21 protein-coding genes and 1 riboswitch are annotated in these 20,753 nt (G+C 28.5%); of the genes, 18 read left to right on the forward strand and 3 right to left on the reverse strand.

The annotated features are described in order from the left end of the window. The first annotated feature begins 1 nt into the window (after position 1). The 9 genes from AC11VW_RS11445 to AC11VW_RS11485 all read left to right on the forward strand — a co-directional run bounded on the left by AC11VW_RS11445 (position 2) and on the right by AC11VW_RS11485 (position 9,433). Positions 2-781, forward strand: a complete 780-nt coding sequence (locus AC11VW_RS11445) for a response regulator transcription factor (RefSeq protein WP_484301552.1) — start codon at positions 2-4, stop codon at positions 779-781. Positions 782-995: 214 nt separating this feature from the next. Next, the gene (locus AC11VW_RS11450) at positions 996-2,075 is read left to right on the forward strand and encodes a BMP family lipoprotein (protein WP_484301553.1); all 1,080 of its coding nucleotides are present in this window, start codon (positions 996-998) and stop codon (positions 2,073-2,075) included. Between the two features lie 19 nt (positions 2,076-2,094). After that, a complete protein-coding gene (locus tag AC11VW_RS11455; RefSeq protein WP_484301554.1) occupies positions 2,095-3,396 on the forward strand; it encodes a pyrimidine-nucleoside phosphorylase in 1,302 nt (433 codons plus the stop codon). A gap of 104 nt (positions 3,397-3,500) precedes the next feature. Further along, entirely contained in the window at positions 3,501-4,166 is a 666-nt protein-coding gene (deoC, locus tag AC11VW_RS11460) for a deoxyribose-phosphate aldolase (protein ID WP_484301555.1), read from the forward strand. 1 nt (position 4,167) lies between these two features. Then, a complete protein-coding gene (locus AC11VW_RS11465) occupies positions 4,168-5,367 on the forward strand; it encodes a phosphopentomutase (RefSeq protein WP_484301556.1) in 1,200 nt (399 codons plus the stop codon). A 19-nt stretch (positions 5,368-5,386) separates the two neighbouring features. Then, positions 5,387-6,208 (forward strand): purine-nucleoside phosphorylase, encoded by an 822-nt coding sequence (locus tag AC11VW_RS11470; protein ID WP_484301557.1) that lies wholly within the window; start codon positions 5,387-5,389, stop codon positions 6,206-6,208. A gap of 105 nt (positions 6,209-6,313) precedes the next feature. Further along, positions 6,314-7,594 carry a NupC/NupG family nucleoside CNT transporter gene (locus AC11VW_RS11475; protein ID WP_484301558.1) on the forward strand — a complete coding sequence of 427 codons (1,281 nt, stop codon included), beginning with the start codon at positions 6,314-6,316 and terminating at the stop codon, positions 7,592-7,594. Positions 7,595-7,643: 49 nt separating this feature from the next. Further along, the gene (gene fsa / locus AC11VW_RS11480; RefSeq protein ID WP_484301559.1) at positions 7,644-8,285 is read left to right on the forward strand and encodes a fructose-6-phosphate aldolase; all 642 of its coding nucleotides are present in this window, start codon (positions 7,644-7,646) and stop codon (positions 8,283-8,285) included. 212 nt (positions 8,286-8,497) lie between these two features. Then, positions 8,498-9,433, forward strand: a complete 936-nt coding sequence (locus AC11VW_RS11485; protein WP_484301560.1) for a DUF2156 domain-containing protein — start codon at positions 8,498-8,500, stop codon at positions 9,431-9,433. Positions 9,434-9,512: 79 nt separating this feature from the next. Here AC11VW_RS11485 and AC11VW_RS11490 read toward each other — a convergent pair whose 3' ends face one another. Next, positions 9,513-10,154 carry a Crp/Fnr family transcriptional regulator gene (locus AC11VW_RS11490; RefSeq protein WP_484301561.1) on the reverse strand — a complete coding sequence of 214 codons (642 nt, stop codon included), beginning with the start codon at positions 10,152-10,154 and terminating at the stop codon, positions 9,513-9,515. Positions 10,155-10,448: 294 nt separating this feature from the next. On the opposite strand from AC11VW_RS11490, the gene AC11VW_RS11495 reads away from it, so the two are divergent. The 3 genes from AC11VW_RS11495 to AC11VW_RS11505 all read left to right on the forward strand — a co-directional run bounded on the left by AC11VW_RS11495 (position 10,449) and on the right by AC11VW_RS11505 (position 13,956). Beyond that, positions 10,449-11,708 carry a cation:proton antiporter gene (locus AC11VW_RS11495; protein ID WP_484301562.1) on the forward strand — a complete coding sequence of 420 codons (1,260 nt, stop codon included), beginning with the start codon at positions 10,449-10,451 and terminating at the stop codon, positions 11,706-11,708. 138 nt (positions 11,709-11,846) lie between these two features. After that, a complete protein-coding gene (locus AC11VW_RS11500; RefSeq protein ID WP_484301563.1) occupies positions 11,847-12,926 on the forward strand; it encodes a DUF8173 domain-containing protein in 1,080 nt (359 codons plus the stop codon). A 181-nt stretch (positions 12,927-13,107) separates the two neighbouring features. Further along, positions 13,108-13,956, forward strand: coding sequence for a transporter associated domain-containing protein (locus AC11VW_RS11505; RefSeq protein ID WP_484301564.1), 849 nt, complete (start codon positions 13,108-13,110; stop codon positions 13,954-13,956). A gap of 120 nt (positions 13,957-14,076) precedes the next feature. Here the strand turns inward: AC11VW_RS11505 and AC11VW_RS11510 are convergent, their stop codons facing one another. Together AC11VW_RS11510 and crcB are read right to left on the reverse strand one after the other, a co-directional pair. After that, a complete protein-coding gene (locus tag AC11VW_RS11510; protein ID WP_484301565.1) occupies positions 14,077-15,390 on the reverse strand; it encodes a voltage-gated chloride channel family protein in 1,314 nt (437 codons plus the stop codon). Between the two features lie 119 nt (positions 15,391-15,509). Then, positions 15,510-15,569, reverse strand: a riboswitch (Fluoride riboswitch). Between the two features lie 77 nt (positions 15,570-15,646). After that, the gene (gene crcB, locus AC11VW_RS11515; RefSeq protein ID WP_484301566.1) at positions 15,647-16,021 is read right to left on the reverse strand and encodes a fluoride efflux transporter CrcB; all 375 of its coding nucleotides are present in this window, start codon (positions 16,019-16,021) and stop codon (positions 15,647-15,649) included. A gap of 295 nt (positions 16,022-16,316) precedes the next feature. On the opposite strand from crcB, the gene AC11VW_RS11520 reads away from it, so the two are divergent. From AC11VW_RS11520 to arsB, 6 genes are all read left to right on the forward strand, one after another. After that, positions 16,317-16,598 (forward strand): ArsR/SmtB family transcription factor, encoded by a 282-nt coding sequence (locus AC11VW_RS11520; protein ID WP_484301567.1) that lies wholly within the window; start codon positions 16,317-16,319, stop codon positions 16,596-16,598. 150 nt (positions 16,599-16,748) lie between these two features. Continuing rightward, positions 16,749-17,756, forward strand: coding sequence for a permease (locus AC11VW_RS11525; protein ID WP_484301568.1), 1,008 nt, complete (start codon positions 16,749-16,751; stop codon positions 17,754-17,756). Between the two features lie 36 nt (positions 17,757-17,792). Further along, on the forward strand, positions 17,793-18,023 hold the full coding sequence (locus tag AC11VW_RS11530; RefSeq protein WP_484301569.1) for a thioredoxin family protein: 231 nt from the start codon (positions 17,793-17,795) through the stop codon (positions 18,021-18,023). 367 nt (positions 18,024-18,390) lie between these two features. Beyond that, complete coding sequence (locus AC11VW_RS11535; protein ID WP_484301570.1) at positions 18,391-18,774, forward strand: ArsR/SmtB family transcription factor; 384 nt, start codon at positions 18,391-18,393, stop codon at positions 18,772-18,774. 23 nt (positions 18,775-18,797) lie between these two features. After that, the gene (locus tag AC11VW_RS11540; protein WP_484301571.1) at positions 18,798-19,541 is read left to right on the forward strand and encodes a metallophosphoesterase family protein; all 744 of its coding nucleotides are present in this window, start codon (positions 18,798-18,800) and stop codon (positions 19,539-19,541) included. Between the two features lie 24 nt (positions 19,542-19,565). After that, positions 19,566-20,660 carry an ACR3 family arsenite efflux transporter gene (gene arsB / locus AC11VW_RS11545; protein WP_484301572.1) on the forward strand — a complete coding sequence of 365 codons (1,095 nt, stop codon included), beginning with the start codon at positions 19,566-19,568 and terminating at the stop codon, positions 20,658-20,660. Positions 20,661-20,753: the final 93 nt, after the last annotated feature.

The raw sequence follows: 20,753 nt of genomic DNA on the forward strand, positions 1-20,753 counted from the left end.
TATGTTAAATATATTAGTAGTAGAAGATGAAGCACCTATAAGAGATTGGATAGTATATACTGTTTCAAATATTTCTAAAGATTTTAATGTATTAGCTAGTGCGTCAAATGGTAAAGAGGCATATGAATTAGCAGTTAAACTTAAACCACAGGTTATTATAAGTGATATAAAAATGCCTATAATGGATGGAATAGAGCTTACAAGAGAAATAAAAAAAATAATTCCAAATATTTTTATTGTACTGTTAACTAATTATGCAGAGTTTTCTTATGCAAAGGAAGCTATAAGCTGTGGTGTTTATGAATATCTAGTAAAGTCAGATATAAGACCAAAAGAATTAAATGAAGTTCTTAGTAGAATTCATCAAAATATAAAGGGAAATGAAAAAATAATAATAGAACAAGAAAAAAATATAAATGACAGAGAAGAAAATTTAAAAATTAATGATACAAAAAATATAAGCAGTAAATATTCAAAGGCAGTAAAAAAAGCTATAGAATATATTGAATTAAATTATAAAGAGCATATTTCTTTAAATGACATATCAAAGAGTGTATATTTATCCCATGAGTATTTTTCAAGATTATTTAAAGAAGAGGTAGGCGAAAACTTTAGTACCTATCTTACAAATTATAGAATGAAGAAAGCGGAATATTTTATTAAAAATACAGATATGAAAATATCTCAAATATCAACAGAAGTAGGGTATGTTAATGCTAGTTATTTTTCGAAAAGTTATAAAAAATATAAGGGAGTATCTCCAGATGAGGATAGATACTAATGTTAGAAATGCGAATAATGTCAAAATAATTCGAAAATATCAAAATTTTTGCATTGGACAAGGTTTTCAAACACAAAAATATCAATATTGTTGCAACACTTATCAATAGAATCTATAGAATGAAAACGTTCAACCTAATATAATGTTATTAAAGAGTTAAGCAAGTTATTAATACATTATATGTTTTACTAAGGGTTAACCTAGGAGGCAAATAATGAAACTAAGTAAAGGTAAAAGAATAACATTAATAACAGTTATTTTGTTATTATTTACAACAACTGCTTGTTCATCACAATATATCAAAACTAAATCAAACAGTGACATTGAGGAAACTATAAAGGTTGCAATTATTTTTAATGAAGCTGGATTAGGAGATAAATCCTTCAATGATTTATGCTATGATGGTTTATTAAGGGCACAGGATGAATTAGGAATTGAATTTGATTACTCTCAATCTAAATCCACAGATGATTATGAAAACTTATGTAGAGAATATGCAAAAGTTGAAGAATATGATCTTATTATATCTGTTGGAGCAGAACAAGAGGAAGCTGTAGAGAGAATTTCAAAAGAATTTCCAAATCAAAAATTTACATTGATGGATTCTAAATTAGAACTACCAAATGTAAGTACAATATACACGAATTGGCCAGAACAAACTTTTCTAAATGGAGTTATAGCAGGATTAGCTATTTCAAATCATAAAGATGAGAATGAAAATAAAGAAGTTGTAGGTGTTATACTAGGAAAAGACCTTGAGTATCTTAGGAAAGGTGCAGTTGGATTTGAGGCAGGAGTTAGATATGTAAATCCTGATGTTGAAACAATTGTAGGAACAGTTGATGATTTTTCAGACCCAGCTAAAGCAAAAGAAATTGCACTTTTAATGTACAACAAAGGTGCAACTTATATTCAACAAATAGCAGGGGAATCGGGTCTTGGAGTATTTGCAGCTGCTAAAGAAGCTGATAAATATGCATTTGGAGTTGATGATAATCAAAATTTCCTTGACCCAGATTATATAGTATCAACAGCAACTAGATATGCAAATGAAATAATTTATGAAGAAATAAAGTCTCTTATAAATAATACCTGGTCTCCAGGAGTACACAAACGAGGTCTTAAGGAAAATGTTATTGGTTATACAAGAGAAGGCTCTAATGTAGAAATAGACAACTCCATAATTGAAAGCGTTGAAAGTATAAAGAAATCTATAATAGATAAAGAGATTTCAATACCTTCAACTTACGAAGAATTAGAGATATGGATTAAATCAAATCAATATAAAAATTAATATATAAGGGGCAATTAATATGAGACTATACGATATTATATCTAAAAAAAGAGATAAAAAAGAATTATCTAAACAAGAAATAGAATTTTTTATAGAAAAATATACTAATGAAGAAATACCTGATTATCAGGCATCTGCATTATTAATGGCAATATATTTAAATGGATTCACTAAAGAAGAAACATCAAATCTTACTATGGCTATGGTAAATTCAGGGGACGTTGTAGACCTTAGTATGATAGATGGAATAAAGCTTGATAAGCACAGTACTGGAGGGGTAGGAGATAAAACTTCTCTTATATTAGTACCAATGGTTGCTGCAGCTGGTGGAAAAGTTGCTAAATTATCAGGTAGAGGATTAGGCCACACTGGTGGAACATTAGATAAATTAGAAGCTATACCAGGTTTTGATATATCAGTAGAAGAAGATAAATTTAAAGATATGGTTAAAAATGCAGGATTAGTTATAGCAGGTCAAACTCAAAACTTAGTTCCAGCAGATAAAAAGATATATGCACTAAGAGATGTTACTGCAACAGTAGATAGTATACCTTTAATAGCTGCAAGTATAATGAGTAAAAAAATAGCATCAGGTGCAGATGCAATATTATTAGATGTAAAATATGGTGAAGGTGCATTTATGAAAACTGCAGAAGATGCGGAAGAATTAGCAACAGCTATGGTAAACATAGGAAAGAGCTTAAATAGAAATACATCTGCTGCAATAACTTTAAATGGAGAGCCATTAGGATATGCAATAGGTAATGCTCTTGAATTAAAAGAAGTTATAGAAATATTAAAAGGTGAAGGCCCAGAAGATTTAAGAGAATTATGCTTAGAATTAGGATCTCAAATGCTTAAGCTAGGAAACATAGAGCCTGATGTTAAAAAAGGAAGAGAAAAATTAGAAGAAATATTACAAAATGGAACTGCATTAGCTAAGTTAAGAGAAATGACAGTACTTCAAGGTGGAGATCCAAGTGTTATAGATAATCCAGAATTATTTAACCTATCACCATTAACTCATGAAGTTAAAGCAACTAAAGAAGGATATGTATATGGATTAAATGCAGAAAAAGTAGGTATATCATCATTACTTACAGGAGCTGGAAGACATACAAAAGCTGATAGCTTAGATTATGGTGCAGGAATAATACTTAAAAAGAAAATGGGCGACTATGTAAAAGTAGGAGATGTATTGGCAACTCTATACTCAAGTGATGAATCTAAGTTTGAAAAGGCTGAAGAAGAATTACAAAGCGCATATAATATACAAAATGAAAAGCCTGAAAAAAGCTCTATAATACACAAAATAATATAAAATTCACTTCGCTTGTGTCATAAACGACCTACAAATTAGGTTCGTTGCTCAAATTTAGCGATTAAGATATAAAATTAAAATACATGAAATATAGGAGATAAATTATGGATAATAAAACAATTTTAAGCACAGTAGACCACACTTTATTAAAGCAAACAGCTACTTGGGCAGATATAAAGGTAATATGTGAAGATGCAATGAAATATGAAGTAGCATCTGTTTGTATACCACCATCATTTGTAAAACAAGCAAAAGAATTTGTTGGTGAAAATATGCAAGTTTGTACAGTAATAGGATTCCCAAATGGATATAACACTACAGTTGTAAAAATATTTGAAACTAAAGATGCAATAGAAAATGGCGCAGATGAAATAGATATGGTAATCAACTTAAGCCACTTAAAAGATGGTAAATTTGAAGAAATAACTGAAGAAATAAGAGCTATAAAAGAAGCTTGTAAAGATAAAATATTAAAAGTTATAATAGAAACTTGTTTATTAACTGAAGAAGAAAAAGTTGAAATGTGTAAGTGTGTAACAAATGCTAAAGCTGATTTTATAAAGACTTCTACAGGATTTAGCACAGGTGGAGCAACTGCTGAGGATATAGTATTATTCAAAGAAAACATAGGCAAAGATGTTTTAATAAAAGCAGCAGGTGGAATAAAAGACCTTGATACAGCTAGAGATTTTATAAGAAAAGGCTCAGTAAGACTTGGTACTAGTTCAATAATAAAAATGATAAACAACGAAGAAGTAACAGGGTACTAATATGAAAAAATTCAACAGAGTATTTTTAATTGTATTAGACTCTGTAGGAATTGGAGCTTTAGAGGATGCAAACGAGTATGGCGATATAGGTGCTAATACTCTTTGCAACTTAGCTCAAAAGACAGGAGGGCTTAGCCTTCCTAACCTACAAAAAATGGGTCTAGGAAATATAGCAGATATCAAAGGTGTAAAACGTATAAAAAATCAAATAGCTTATAGTACTAAATGTGGAGAATTATCAAAAGGAAAAGATACTATAACTGGTCACTGGGAAATGGCAGGGATACTTATAAAAGAGCCTTTTAAAGTATTTACAGAAAATGGATTTCCTAAAGAACTTATAGATGAACTACAAGAAAAGACGGGTCATAAATTTATAGGAAATATATCAGCATCAGGAACTGAAATCATAACTAATCTTGGTGAAGAGCATGTAAAAACTAAGAGCTTAATATTATATACATCAGCAGATAGTGTTCTTCAAATTGCTGCAAATGAAGAAATAATACCACTAGATGAACTGTATAGAGTGTGTGAAATGGCAAGAGAAATCACACTAAAAGAAGAGTATAAAGTTGGTAGAATAATAGCAAGACCATTTGTAGGAAGTAATAAAGAAAACTTTAAACGTACTTCAAATAGAAAAGATTATGCTTTAAAGCCACCAACTAAAACAGTATTAGATGCTATGAGTGATAAAAACTTAGATGTCGTAGGAATAGGTAAAATAGGTGATATATATTCTTACCAAGGAATTACTAAAAGCATAAAAAGTAAAAGTAATGAAGCTGGTATGAATGAAACTATAGCTATAGCAAAAGAAGGATTATACAACGGTTTAGTATTTTTAAACCTAGTAGATTTTGATGCTTTATATGGTCATAGAAGAGATGTTAATGGATATAAGGGAGAGCTAGAAGCATTTGATTATCAATTAGGAAATCTTATCAAGGAACTTAAAGAAGATGATTTATTAATTATAACAGCAGATCATGGTAATGATCCAACATTTAAAGGAACTGATCATACGAGAGAGTATGTACCGGTATTAGTTTACAATAATTCTTTAAAAGAAGCTAAAGAAATGCCAATACTTAAAACAATGGCAGATATAGGCATTACTATTTTAGATAACTTTAATGAAGAAAATGAAAAATATAATTTTGAAATAGGAAAATCGTTCTTACAAAATATAAAATAATAACTATGAGGTGGATAATATGAATAATTTATTTGATAAAATACAAGAAAGTGCAAGTTATATAAAATCTAAAACAGATATTATACCTACTATAGGGCTTATATTAGGATCGGGATTAGGAGTTTTAGCTGACGAAATAGAAAACCCAGTACAAATAAGCTATGATGAAATACCTAATTTCCCAGTATCAACAGTTGAAGGGCATAAGGGTCAATTAGTTATAGGACAATTACAAGGAAAAAATGTAATTGCTATGCAAGGAAGATTCCATTACTACGAAGGATACGCTATGCAAGAAGCAACTTTCCCGGTAAGAGTAATGAAAGCATTAGGAGTAGAAACTGTATTTGTAACTAATGCAGCTGGTGGAGCTAATAAAGATTTTAAACCTGGAGATTTAATGATAATAACAGATCATATAAACTTCGGTGGATACAATCCTTTAATAGGTGCAAATGATGATAGATTAGGAGTTAGATTCCCAGATATGTCTAAAGCATATACTCCAGAGTATATAGAAATTGCTAGACAATGTGCAAAAGATTTAGATATTAATATAAAAGAAGGTATATATACATTCTTTACAGGACCTACGTATGAGACTCCTGCAGAAATAAGAATGGCTAGAATTATGGGGACGGATGCAGTAGGAATGTCTACAGTACCAGAAGTAATTGTAGCATCTCACAGTAATCTTAAAGTTGTAGGTATATCATGTATAACTAACATGGCAGCAGGGATACTTGATCAACCTTTAAATCATGAAGAAGTTATAGAAACTACACAAAAAGTAAAACAAGAATTCTTAAACTTAGTAAAGAGTATAGTTAAGGCAATATAATATTTTATTGACATTAAAATCTAATTAATATGTTGTACTAGTTCATTCAATTAGTACAACATGTTAGTTAAGGAAAATACTAATATGAAAATAGAGGGTGAAAACGTGAAAATAGTATTAAATATATTCGGAATAATAATTTTATTAGGAACTCTATACTTATTATCATCTAACAAAAAAGATGTTAACAAAAAAATGATACTAAAAGCATTTGTACTTCAGTTTGTAGTAGCATTTTTATTAGTAAAGTTTCCACTTGGAAGATTTGCTTTACAAAAAGTGTCTGATGTTGTAACTAACATATTAAGTTACGGAGCACAAGGATTAACATTTATATTTGGTTCATTAGAAAATGCAGGAGCTCCAACAGGATTTATATTTGGTATACAAATTCTAGGTAATATAATATTTATATCATCATTAGTAGCTGCCCTATATTATCTTGGTGTTTTAGGAGCTGTAGTTAAAGTAATAGGTGGAGTAATAGGAAAAACACTTGGAACTAGTAATGTAGAAAGCTTTGTTGCTGTTGCGAACGTGTTTTTAGGTCAAACAGAATCTCCTATACTTGTATCTAAGTACTTAAAAGGTATGACTGAAAGTGAAATAATGTTAGTTTTAATATCAGGTATGGGGAGTATGTCTGCAACTGTACTTATGGGATATGCAGGAATGGGTATACCTATGGAGTATCTTTTAATAGCTGGGGCATTAGTTCCACTTGGAAGTATAATAGTATCAAAATTAATACTACCAGAAGTTGTAAAAGAAGTTGCTACTGAAGAAAATACAGTAGTAGATAATAATGGAGTTGCTTCTTTAGCAGTCGCTGAATGTGCTGTAGCAGTTGATACTATTGAAGAAGTAAGTATAGATAATAAAGGTGATAATGCAAACCTTATATCTGCAATATCTCAAGGAGCTAATGAGGGTCTTCAAATGGCTTTAGGGATAGGTGCATCACTTATTGCTATAATATCTTTAGTTGCGCTAGTTAATGGTATATTAGGAGTAGTTGGGTTATCTTTAGAACAAATTTTATCATATGTATTTGCACCTATAGGATTCTTAATGGGTCTAGCAAAGGAAGATGTATTTACTGCAGGTCAATTACTTGGAAGTAAGTTAATATTAAATGAGTTTGTTGCTTTTGGTCAATTAGGTAAAATATTAAATACACTAGATTATAGAACAGGATTAATGATGTCAATATCTCTGTCAGGATTTGCAAATATAGCTAGTATGGGTATATGTATATCAGGTATATCAGTATTCTGTCCAGAAAAAAGAGATGTATTATCAAAACTAGCATTCAGAGGAATGTTAGGTGGATTCTGCGTAAGTTTATTAAGTGCTTTAATAGTAGGTTTAATAATAGCTATATAATTTATAGCTATTCTAAGAGTCAATATTTAATATAGGGGGAGAAGAAAATATGAAAATATTTATAGATACAGCAAACATAAGTGAAATAGTAGAAGCAAATAGTTGGGGAATAATAGATGGTGTTACTACAAATCCATCACTTATAGCTAAAGAAGGAAGAGATCTTCAAGAAGTTATAAATGAAATATGTGGGATAGTAGATGGACCAATAAGTGCAGAGGTTATAAGTTTAGAAGCTGATAAAATGGTTGAAGAAGCTATGGAATTAGTTAAATTGCATAAAAACATAGTTATAAAACTACCCATGTGTATAGAAGGATTAAAGGCAGTTAAAGTATTATCAGAAAGAGATATAAAAACTAATGTAACTTTAATATTCTCATCTCAACAAGCATTACTTGCAGCAAAAGCTGGAGCTACATATGTTAGTCCTTTTGTTGGAAGAGTTGATGATATAGGTGCTAGAGGTACAGAATTAATAGGTGAGATAGCAAGTATATTTGAAATACATGATATACAAACAGAAATAATATCAGCTAGTATAAGAAACCCAATACATGTATCAGAATGTGCTTTAGCTGGGTCAGATATAGCTACAATACCATTTGGAGTATTAAGTCAAATGGCTAAACACCCTCTTACTGATATAGGAATAGAGAAGTTTTTAAGTGATTACAATACAAGTAAATAGTACCAAACAATAAAGGCGTCGTGAAAACGGCGCCTTTTATTATTATATCTAAAATCATTAGTCTATAAATTGTATTATATTGTATAGAATAAAATAAGTTGTCACAAATATAATATTTTTCAATAATATAATAATAGTAAAATTTGATTAGTATCACATCTTTTATAAATAGATAGTGATACTATAATATATATAATAAGTTATGAAAGAAAATGGAGGAAGTTATTTTGTTTGAATTAGAAGAAGACATTTTATTATTTAAACCAATAGATATAAATGCAAAAAAAGTATTAGATCCATATTTTGAATTAGTCGATTATGAGGCATGTGAATACTGCTTTGTGACTTTATATATGTGGCAAAATTTATACAGTACTGTGTATTATATAGAAGATGACTTTGCCATAGTATCAGGTGAATACGAAGGAAATAGCTTTGTAGTGCTACCTCTAGCAACTAAGGAAAATATGCCTAAAGCTATTGATTTTATATTAAGACATTTTAAAGATGAAAATAAGAAAGTACATTTAAGAGCAATAACAAAAGAAATCGTGGATTTTATGAAAGAAAATTACCCAGGAAAATTTGAATATATCGAAGAAAGAGATTACTTTGACTATGTATATGATGGAGAAAGCCTAAGAACTTTAGCTGGTAAAAAAAATCAAAAGAAAAGAAACCATTTAAATTACTTCTTAAAAGAATATGCAAATAGATTTGAATATAAAAGATTAGAAGAAAATAACCAATTTGAAGAGTGTATAAAACTTTTAAATGAGTGGGCAGATGGTAAAGAAGATAGTGATGATTTTAAAGATGAATTTGCAGCTATACAAAGAATATTTAATCATTATGATAAGTTAAAAGATAAAATAAAAATTGGTGGAATATATGTAGATTCTAAGTTAGAGGCATTTTCAATAGGTGAAAATTTAAATCACAATATGGCAGTTATTCATATAGAAAAAGCAAACCCAGACATAAGGGGATTATATCCATATATAAATCAACAATTTTTAATAAATGAATTTAGTGATATAGAATTTATAAACAGAGAAGAAGATTTAGGAATTGAAGGATTAAGGAAAGCAAAGCTTTCATATCACCCATCTAGATTTGTTCAAAAATACACAGTAGTAGAAAAATAAATAGAAATCAAAAAAGGGTGGTAAATTTCCCCCCTTTTTTTTAATTATAAGAATATCATAATTTTGAAATATTTTAATGTTACTCTACAAACTTTTTCATTTTATCTAGGTCTTTGATTATTAACTGCTTAGTTCCTTTAAGTTCGAAAAGTCCATCTTGTTCAAATTTAGATAACTTCCTGCTTATACTTTCTCTAGTAACTCCGGCATAATTTGCCATGCCCTCCCTACTTAAAGGAAGATCAACTTCTAAAATACCATTTTCATAAATACCATATTTATCCACGAATTCTAGTAGCATACATATTATTCGATGCTCAATATCATTAGTAGCTAAACTTGTAGCAAGATTTTCAGTTTCCATTAATTTTTTACTGACTTCATTTAAAATTTTTAAAGTTATATTACAATTTTGAGCTAAAACAGTATGCATATTTTTCTTTGATATAATGCAAATACATACATCACCAACCGCAGTAGCAGCGAAATTAGTAACATAGTTATCATTGAATAAGCTAAGTTCACCGAAAAATTCACCTGCTGAGAGTATGCGCATTATTTGCTCTTTACCTTCATGAGTTGTTTTTGATAATTTTATAGTTCCATGACTTACTATAATAAGATTAGATAAATGAGACCCTTCTAAACATATTATATCGTCTTTCTTAAAACAATGATGTTCTATATCATTTAATATTTCTTCTAATTCATCTTCTGACAAAGAAGAAAATATAGGAATTTCTTTAGCATATAATCTACTTTTACATTGAGTATTCGAATTTATAATGAATCACTCCTAACCCGTCTTTATATTCAAATATAATTGTAACATATATAACAAAATTGATTAAGTATAATTTAATTTTAATATAATACTATCTACATATATATAGTGACTATTATAACTAATACTACATATATGTTAAATAGTATTAACATATATAAAGGATATATTTAACATTTGTTTAATATAAATGATAGAAAGATTTAATATAAATAATAAAGGAGATATTTTATGGAGAACTCTATTCAAACAATAGCAAGTAATAACTTGCTTGTAATTTTCGCTGTAGTAGCTATGACAGGTATTATTTGTAGTAAACTAAGTGAAATAGTAAAAATACCAGATGTAGTATTATTTTTAATAGCGGGGATTTTAATAGGTCCTTCAATTTTGAAATTTATAGATATAAGTCAATATCAAGTTGAAAATCAATTGATCTTAACATTTGGTTCAGCTTTTATATTATATCTAGGCGGAAAAGAAATAAGTTTGAAGGTTTTAAAAGATGTACGAGTAACTGTATTTTTATTATCAACAGTAGGAGTAGTTATATCAGCGCTTATAGTATCTAAAGTGGTTGGGCTGACATTTGAAGTATCAGCTATGACAGCTTTATTGATTGGTGCAATAATAGCATCTACAGACCCAGCTACATTAGTTCCAATATTTAATCAAGTAAAAATAAAAGATAGAGTAAAGCAGACCGTCATAAGTGAATCTGCATTTAATGATGCGACAGGTGCAATACTTACATCAGCAGTACTTTCAATAATATTATCTGGTAAATTTTCATTAGGTGAGAATATATATGAATTAGGTATAATGGTTGTAGTTGGTGCAGTAGTAGGAATTGCAACTGGAATAGTTCTTTTAAAATTAGTAAACGATAAACCTTATGGAATCTTTAAAGATTATGCACCTATTATCTCAATACTTTCAGTAGTAATTGCCTATGAAGTAGCTACAAAGTTTGGTGGAAGCGGATACATGGCTTGTTTTATAGTCGGTATAATAACAGGTAATAAGAAAAACTTTAAAGTATGGTTATCACAAAAATCTTATGATGCAGATTTTTATGTTGCAGAAACCCTAGGTAATATTTCTCGTATGTCAATATTTATAATACTAGGTAGTCAAGTTGACTTAGCTATGTTAGGAAAATACTTTGTACCAGCACTTTTAGTAGTACTTAGTTTAATGTTTATAGCAAGACCTATATGTGTAATTGTTTGTACTATATTTGATAGAAATGCAAAATGGGATAAAAAAGAAATGCTATTTATGATGTGGGTTAGAGAAACCGGAGTAATACCAGCAGCTCTATGCGGTATAATAGCATCCATGAAAATACCAGGATATGAAATAATTTCATCAATAGTATTTATGGCAATATTAATCACTTTAATAATTCAAGGAAGTACTACTAAGTTGGTAGCTAGAAAACTAGGATTATTAGAGGAAAATAGTCAAGAAAAACAAATTATAAATTAAGTACAATGAATTATAAAACATGATTTTCAATGTGTATTTATAATTTAAATTTTATATATAAGTTTTTATACTATTAACAACTATAAACATGTAGATGCATAGTATTTAAGTATAATGGGAAAAAGGGGGAGAGTGAAAGTGAAGAAAATACGCATATTTGTACTGACATTACTGATGGTATTTATACTGTCAATAACCGTATTTGCAGATGAAATAAAAAGTTCATCAAATCTATTTTTATTTAATGAGAGAATAAATAGCACTGATGAAGTAAAAGGTGATTTGTATGGGTTTGCTCAAGATATAAATATCAAGAGTATTGTAGGTGGAGATATTATTTCATTTGGTCAACAAATAGACATTAATTCAAAACAAGTACTAGGCAATATTAGGGGAGCAGGGCAAAGTATAGATATTGACGTTAAAAATACAAGAAATATAACTGTAGCAGGTCAAGAAATAAATATAGGAAAAAATACAAATGCAAATGCAATATATGCATCAGGTCAAAGTATTGATTTTAAAGGGAATACAAATGATTTATATATAGCAGGTCAAGATATTGTTATAGATGGGACTGTAAATGGAAATCTTGGAATAGAAGGAGAAAACATAACTATAACAGATAACGCAAATGTTTTAGGTAGTGTAAATATTAAATCTCCTAATGAACCAGTTATAAGTGGGAATATAGATTCAAAGGACATAAATTATGAAAAAATAGTACATGAAAAAAGTTTTAAACAAGAAGATAAATTTAACTTAATGGCTACAGTAATGAGCATAATAACAGCCATTATAGTAGCGTTATTACTATTTGTAATATTTAAAAATTATTTTTATGAAGTAGAAAAAAATCTTAATTCATCTTTAGGTAAATATATTTTAGTAGGTTTAGGAGTGTTGATAGTAGTCCCTATAGTTGTAGTACTTTTATGTTTAACATTTATAGGAATTCCTATAGGATTGATATTACTAATTTTATACATTTTATCAATCTATCTATGCCCAATGATTACAGGTATTACCTTAGGTCAAAGAATTCTTAAAGGTCAAAATCAATATTTACAGGTAGCGTGTGGAGTTGTAGCAATAAAATTACTGCTATTAGTTCCATTTATTCACCCTATAATATGGTTTGTTTGTATAATGTTTACATTAGGAAGTATAACTATGAGAATCGTAAATAAAGTTAGTTCAAAATCTCACCAAATTTAAATAAATTTTAGTATATAGTTTTTATATAAATAGTAATCATTTATATATGCACACATATAAATTTAACATAATCTAGAAGTAACTTATACAAGTAAAATTCATATTATGTAGTATAGATTAAATTGATTTACTTAGTCTTATATGATATAATTATTTTAAAATTATTTTTAAGGAGAAAAATATGAACACATTAGAACCTGAACCCGAAAGGACCATTTCACAATCACATTTCAAAAAAATATTAAAAGCATCAACGACAGTATTTTCTAAATTAATAGGAACTAAAGAAATTAATGCGCAGGAAAAAGAATCCACTCAATCAAATAATAAATCCGCAGCAAATAGAAAATTTGAACTTAACGATAAAATGCTTAGAGAAATAATGACATCAAGAAAAGATACATTTACTCTAAATATAGAAGATGATATAGATAGTATTTTAGAAAGCTTAGCAGATGTTAAACATGCAAAAGTGCCTGTGTATGAAAAGAATATAGATAATATAATTGGTATTTTGAATGTAAAAGATTTAATTATTAAAGCTAAAGAAGTAGGATTTAAATCTTCAGATATAAGAGAAATTCTACAAACACCATACTTTATTCCAGAAACTAAAAAAGTAAGTGAATTGTTTAATTCATTAGACCCACAAAGCGATAATATATTTATATTAGTAGATGAATATGGTGGATTTGCAGGCATAGTAACTATGGAAGATTTAATCTACGAAATTAAGGGTGTAACCTATGATAAATGTGATTTAAAACATCATAAAATAAAGAAAATAGATGATAAAAATTATATGGTTAAGGGTTTTTTAACGGTAAGTGAATTTAATGAAATATTTGAAGCCAATATAGAACAAGGGGATTATGATACTTTAAATGGGTATATAATAAATCAACTTGGACAGATACCAAAACCAAATAGTAATGAAGACATACAACTTGATTTAGGCAAATTAATGCTTAAGTTAATAAATATAAATAACAGAAGAATAGAAGATATCCAGATTAGCATATTGTATTAATTTGATTTTAATAGATTAATAATCATTTGATAAAGTTCATCGAGAATGTAGGTAGATTTGTAAAAACAAATTTACCTACATTCTTTTGCTTATTTAATAAATCTTCACTAAGACTTGTCATTATTGCTTTTTTCTAAAATCAGATAGTTTAGCATTATGAGGCACTTCAATCAGCCTACTCTTACTTATACCAACTTTTTGAGAAGTATAAATACCAGTATGACCTGAAAAGATGTAGCTAATAACACAGGTCATGAACATAAATATAATTCCCTCAGAGCCAAACATTTCTATACTCAATATGAATGATGCAAGCGGCGTATTAGTTGCACCTGCAAATACTCCAATAAGACCAAGTGCTGCTAAAAATGAAGGTGAAATATGGAGCATATTTGATAAAGAATTTCCTAGCGTAGAACCTATTACAAATAATGGAGTTACTTCGCCACCTTGGAAACCTGTACCTAAAGTTAATGATGTAAATAATATTTTCCCTAAAAATGCAAAAGGATGGACATGACCATCAAAGGATTCTGAAATAAGAGGAATACTTAACCCTAAAAAATCTCTAGTTCCAATTATATAAACCAAAGCAATAACAATAATTCCCCCAACCATGCTCTTTATTACTGGATTTTCAAATCTTTCGGTAAAGACTTCCTTTAATTTATGAGTTAATTCACTAAACAGTTTACTTGTAAATCCAAATAAAATTGCAGCTAAAGCTATTTTTATTATTATTATATAAGATAAATCTGGAACTCCAACAACTTTATAATGAGTATGATGAACTCCCAAAGCAGATACCACAATATCTCCAACAATACTTGCTGTAAAACATGGGATTAAAGCCTCATAGCTCATTATACCTAATGCAGCAACTTCCAATCCAAATACAGTACCTGCAAGAGGAGTTCCAAATACAGAAGCAAATCCACTACTTATTCCAGCCATAAGAATTAGTTTATTATCTACCTTATCTAATTTAAATAATTGTCCTATCCTTTCTGCTATACTTGAACCAATCTGTACACCTGTACCCTCTCTTCCAGCAGATCCTCCAAATAGATGTGTAACAAAGGTTCCAAAGAAAACTAGTGGAGCCATACGTAAAGGTACTTTACCACTATTGTCGTTAATCTTATCTATTATTAGATTATTACCCTTTGAGGAATTCTTTCCATACTTTGAATATAGGAAGCTTACAAAAGCTCCTCCAAATGGAAGAAGGAATATCAACCAGGTGTGCTTCATACGAACATCTGTAGCTAGCTCCAAACTTTTTAAAAATAACGCACAGGCAGAACCTGTGAAAATACCTACTATAGTTCCAATAAAAATCCATTTTGCAAATGAAAATCCAAGGACTATACTATTATTTTTATATCTAAAATTAATTACGTCGTTTCCTATATCTTTTTTATATTCTTTCATTTAATTTTTAATCTCCCTTCTTTTATTTTTATAAATTAACTCTTATATAGAATTAGTGGCTAGTTCTTTCCATTAGCCAACAAAAAAGACTCCCACAAAGTAACAATTATATAAATTGCTATTTTGTAGGAGTCATCAGCTTTATGCGTTTAATGGCGAACTCCATCGCCTAAAATTTTACTTAATTATATTAACATAAGTTTATATGATTGTCAATAATTTACCTTTTTCCATAGGATTTTCATTAAAAACCTATTTATATTATATGCGAAACAAACTCACCTACCAAAACACCAATAAAACTTAAAAATAAATTTAAGCAAGTATTTAAAGTACCTAACATATAACTCCCATTACTAAAAAGGCCTATTGTCTCATAACTAAATGTAGAAAAGGTAGTAAGACCACCCATAATGCCAGTTGTAAGCAATAATCTTAAATTAGGCGAAATTAAATCAGTTGTTAAACTTAATTCCATTATAAAACCAATTAGAATTCCACCAATTACATTGACAATTAATGTTCCGTATGGCAATTGAGTTCCAAAGAATTTAGATGAATTTATAGATATAATATATCGTAAACAAGCACCGATAAAACCACCGATTCCCACATAAAGTAACCTTTCCATCTCTATCTCCTCCTAAGAAATATACCTCTCGCGTTTAATGTAAAGAGGGAGTCATCAGCATAAAGCATTTGAAGACGAACTCCATAATATATATATATGATTTATCTTTTCTAAAATTTCTTCATTACAGTATCACTTCTATTATCATAGGAATAGTTATTGAAAATAGAAACGCTGAAGTAATGTTATAAGTATTGTAATATTGGACATTATTTATAATTGTAGTATACTTAACATTAATCTTAATAAACAAACTATAATATAATAATTTATAGTGTAGAGGAGGTATATAATTATGGTTACCAATGAATATGAAAACATATTCAAAGCATTATCAGATGAGAAAAGACTTAAAATACTTGCTTATTTAAATCAAAATGGTCATACATGTGTTTGTAAGCTTGTAGAAACTTTTGATTTATCACAGTCTAAGTTATCATATCATTTAAAGTTATTATTAACTGCTGACTTAATAACTAAAACATCTGAGGGTAAATGGAACTTTTATGATGCTAATTTAAATCAGTTAAAAAATATTTTGTCAGAAGAAGCTATAAATAGATTATTAGAAAAGTAAAAATAGAGTGGGATTTTATTTTGTCGAAACTATAATATCAATTTTTTTTGATATTATAGTTGCCAAATCAAATTTTTTCAATATAATAATAAGTATAGAATAACTTTAATTATATTTTATACATTCAATATAAAAATTTGATAAGGAGTGATGTATGTGTTTTTCGATTGGATTAATAATCAAATTTTAAAAATGACCTGGTTATCTGATTTACTTACATTATTTGTTGAAAAAATACTAAAATTAGATATGAACAGTAGAATTGGTGGGAGTGTTCAATTTTTCTTATATGACACTATAAAAATATTTATACTTTTATCAGTATTGATATTTTTAATATCATACATACAAAGTTATTTCCCCCCAGAAAGAACCAAAAAAATACTTTCAAGATTTAAAGGAATAACAGGAAATACAATAGGTGCTCTTTTAGGTACTATAACTCCATTTTGTTCATGTTCAAGTATTCCTATATTTATAGGATTTACAAATGCAGGGTTACCACTTGGTATTACTTTTTCATTCTTAATATCATCTCCATTAGTTGATATAGGTTCATTACTTATACTTATGTCTTTCTTTGGAACTAAGATAGCTGTAGCTTATGTCGTTATAGGATTAATTCTTGCTATAGTTGGGGGAACTATTATAAATAGTATGAAATTAGAGGATGAAATACAATCTTATGTAAGAGAAATGCCTAATGTAGATGGAGAAATAGAATCTCTTACAAGAAAACAAAGAATCGATTATTCAACTGAAGAAGTAAAAAACATAATAAAGAAAGTATGGGTATATATACTAATAGGAGTAGGTATAGGAGCTATTATTCATAACTGGATACCTCAAAGTATAATAGAGCGTATATTAGGTAATGATAATCCGTTTGCTCCAATACTTGCAACACTAGTTGGAATTCCAATGTATGCAGATATATTTGGAACTATTCCAATAGCAGAAGCTTTATTTTTAAAAGGTGTTCCTGTAGGGACAATATTAGCATTTATGATGGGAGTAACTGCATTGTCACTACCATCTATGATAATGCTATCTAAGGTTGTAAAACCTAAACTATTAGGAATATTTATAGCGATAATAACTGTAGGAATAATTATTATTGGATATGTATTTAATTATTTTTCATATCTATTAGTATAATAAAGTATTAATAAAAATATATAGGAGGTATGTATTATGGAAATTAAAATATTAGGATCAGGATGTTCAAGTTGTAATGATTTATTAAAAAGAACAGAGCAAGCAGTTAAAGAATTAGGAATCGAAGCAAGCTTTGAAAAGGTAACTGACATGATGCAAATAATGTCTTTTGGAGTAATGAAAACTCCTGGATTAGTTGTAGATGGTAAAGTTAAAGCTAGTGGAAGAGTTCCATCAGTTGAAGATATAAAAAATTTATTAAAGTAATATAAATAAATAAAAAACTTAAATATGCACAATATATAATAGTAAGTATTAAAGTGTATAAATACCAATATCATTGGTATTTATACACTTTTTTATAGCACATAGGAAATTATATTCGTTTTAAAACTGTAGATAAATATAATTTTCGTATATGTGCTTCAAAAAAGTCTTCCTTATAAATATTCAATTGAAGGCTTTTTTATATTTAATAAAAGTAAAATTAAAAATATGAACAATAAGTTTAACTAAGGTTAAGAATTTAGTCGAACGATAAATCAATTTTTTTTGATTTAGTGGTTTACAAAATATATAAACTAGCATATCATATGATTATAAGTGAATATGATAATTTAATTAAGGAGACAATATGGAATTAATACAAATGTTAAAAGCGTTGGGTGATGAAACACGAATTAGGATAGTCAATATTTTAAGAGAAGGATCCTTGTGTGTATGTGAAATAGAGTCAATACTTGAACTTACGCAGTCTAATGCATCTAGACACTTAAACAAACTAATGAATGCTAAGATAGTTACTTACTACAAAGAAGCAAAGTATGTTTATTATAAGTTAGATGAAGATGCTATAAACAAACATAGTTTTATCAAGGAACTTTTGGATAATGAGTTGGAAAAAGAAGAAAAATTAAAATATGACTATAATATTTTAATGGAGTATAAAGAAGAAGGATTAACTTGCGATAATGTATCTCAAGTTAAAGATATAATTTGTAAAATAAACAAAAGATAATTAATTAAATAGGAGGCAGCAACATGAGGATAGCAGTAATATCAGATATACATAGCAATGTATATGCACTTGATGAGGTTTTAGCAGATATACAAAAAAGAAATGTAGATTTAACAGTTTGTACAGGAGATTTAGTAGGCTATGCAACAACACCAAATGAAGTTATAGAAACTATCAAAAAAGAAAAGATACTTACTATAATGGGTAATTATGATGATGCAATAGGAAATTATAGATTAATATGTGGATGTGATTACCCAGATACTAAAGATGCTGAGAAAGCTGGAGCATCAATGAGTTTTACACTTCAAAATACAAGTGATGAAAATAAAGCTTATTTAAGAAATTTACCAAAAGATGCAACTTTAACTTTTAATAATAAAACTATAAGATTTGTTCATGGAAGCACAAGAATAATAAATGAATATTTAAAAGAAAACTCTAAAGAAGCAGACGAAGTTATGAATGAACTTGTTGAAGATATATTAGTTTGTGGTCATACTCATATACCATATGCTAAGTATTATGGGGAAAAGCTACTTGTAAATGCAGGAAGTGTAGGAAAGCCAAAGGCAGGAAGTCCTGATGCAAACTATATAATTATAGATATAAATAATGGTGATGAAATAGCTAAAAAAGATTCAAGTGTAGAAGTTGAAATAATAGAAGTATCTTATGACTATGAAAAAATAGCAAAGGAAATAGAAGAAAATGAAATACTTCCAAGTGATTTTGCAAGACTAATAAGAGAAGGTAGTTCAAAATAGTAAAAAGTATTAGGAGGGATAATAATGAGTAATAAAAAAAATAAAGCTGGAATAGCTGCAAATATTTCAGCAAATGAAAAAGAAAAAAGCGATGGATTAGGTGTATTTGAAAGGTACTTAACAATATGGGTTGCACTTTGCATAATAGTTGGGGTTTTAATAGGTGTTTACTTACCTCAAATACCTCAAACTCTAGATAAATTCACTTATGCTCAAGTATCTATACCAGTAGCTTTACTTATATGGCTAATGATTTATCCAATGATGTTAAAGATAGATTTCACAGCTATAAAAAATGCTGCAAAGCAAAAGAAAGGTTTAGTTGTTACTTGTGGAACTAACTGGTTAATAAAGCCTTTTACAATGTATGTGATATCATATTTCTTTTTAATTATAGTATTTAAAAGTTTAATACCAGCAGACTTAGCTAAAGAATATTTAGCAGGAGCAGTGCTTTTAGGAGCTGCACCATGTACAGCTATGGTTTTCGTTTGGAGTCATTTAACAGATGGAGATCCAGCTTACACATTAGTTCAAGTTGCAGTTAATGATCTTATATTATTAGTAGGATTTGCTCCGATAGTTGCTTTCTTACTTGGAGTTACAGATGTATCAGTTCCTATGGATACATTATTATTATCAGTTGTATTATTTGTTATAATTCCATTTGTAGCAGGATATTTTTCAAGAACTATGATAATAAAGAAAAAAGGTTTAGATTACTTTGAAAATGTATTTTTAGCTAAGTTTAATGGAGTAACTGTAGTTGGTTTATTATTAACTTTAGTAATATTATTTGCTTTCCAAGGTCAAAAGATAATAGACAATCCAACTCATATAGCACTAATTGCTATACCACTTACAATACAAACATTCTTCATATTCTTCTTAGCTTATGGATGGTGTAAGGTATGGAAGTTACCTCATAACGTTGCAGCTCCAGCTGGTATGATAGGTGCTAGTAACTTCTTTGAACTTGCAGTTGCTGTAGCTATAGCTTTATTTGGACTTAACTCAGGAGCAGCTTTAGCTACTGTTGTTGGAGTACTTGTTGAAGTTCCAGTTATGCTTGCACTTGTTGGAATAGCTAATAAAACTAAGCATTGGTTTACAAATTAATTATTAATAACAAAACAAAAATTTATCGATAAAAGGTATAGGAAGTCACAATTTAGCAATTTGTTATTAGGCTTCCTATAACTTTATATAAAA

This window comes from Romboutsia sp. (assembly GCF_056995035.1).

Coding starts and splice junctions, on each gene's coding strand:
- AC11VW_RS11445 (WP_484301552.1), top strand. CDS start 2: ATGTTAAATATATTAGTAGTAGAAGATGAAGCACCTATAAGAGATTGG.
- AC11VW_RS11450 (WP_484301553.1), top strand. CDS start 996: ATGAAACTAAGTAAAGGTAAAAGAATAACATTAATAACAGTTATTTTG.
- AC11VW_RS11455 (WP_484301554.1), top strand. CDS start 2,095: ATGAGACTATACGATATTATATCTAAAAAAAGAGATAAAAAAGAATTA.
- deoC (WP_484301555.1), top strand. CDS start 3,501: ATGGATAATAAAACAATTTTAAGCACAGTAGACCACACTTTATTAAAG.
- AC11VW_RS11465 (WP_484301556.1), top strand. CDS start 4,168: ATGAAAAAATTCAACAGAGTATTTTTAATTGTATTAGACTCTGTAGGA.
- AC11VW_RS11470 (WP_484301557.1), top strand. CDS start 5,387: ATGAATAATTTATTTGATAAAATACAAGAAAGTGCAAGTTATATAAAA.
- fsa (WP_484301559.1), top strand. CDS start 7,644: ATGAAAATATTTATAGATACAGCAAACATAAGTGAAATAGTAGAAGCA.
- AC11VW_RS11485 (WP_484301560.1), top strand. CDS start 8,498: ATGGAGGAAGTTATTTTGTTTGAATTAGAAGAAGACATTTTATTATTT.
- AC11VW_RS11495 (WP_484301562.1), top strand. CDS start 10,449: ATGGAGAACTCTATTCAAACAATAGCAAGTAATAACTTGCTTGTAATT.
- AC11VW_RS11505 (WP_484301564.1), top strand. CDS start 13,108: ATGAACACATTAGAACCTGAACCCGAAAGGACCATTTCACAATCACAT.
- AC11VW_RS11510 (WP_484301565.1), bottom strand. CDS start 15,390: ATGAAAGAATATAAAAAAGATATAGGAAACGACGTAATTAATTTTAGA.
- crcB (WP_484301566.1), bottom strand. CDS start 16,021: ATGGAAAGGTTACTTTATGTGGGAATCGGTGGTTTTATCGGTGCTTGT.
- AC11VW_RS11520 (WP_484301567.1), top strand. CDS start 16,317: ATGGTTACCAATGAATATGAAAACATATTCAAAGCATTATCAGATGAG.
- AC11VW_RS11525 (WP_484301568.1), top strand. CDS start 16,749: ATGTATGTGTTTTTCGATTGGATTAATAATCAAATTTTAAAAATGACC.
- AC11VW_RS11530 (WP_484301569.1), top strand. CDS start 17,793: ATGGAAATTAAAATATTAGGATCAGGATGTTCAAGTTGTAATGATTTA.
- AC11VW_RS11535 (WP_484301570.1), top strand. CDS start 18,391: ATGGAATTAATACAAATGTTAAAAGCGTTGGGTGATGAAACACGAATT.
- AC11VW_RS11540 (WP_484301571.1), top strand. CDS start 18,798: ATGAGGATAGCAGTAATATCAGATATACATAGCAATGTATATGCACTT.
- arsB (WP_484301572.1), top strand. CDS start 19,566: ATGAGTAATAAAAAAAATAAAGCTGGAATAGCTGCAAATATTTCAGCA.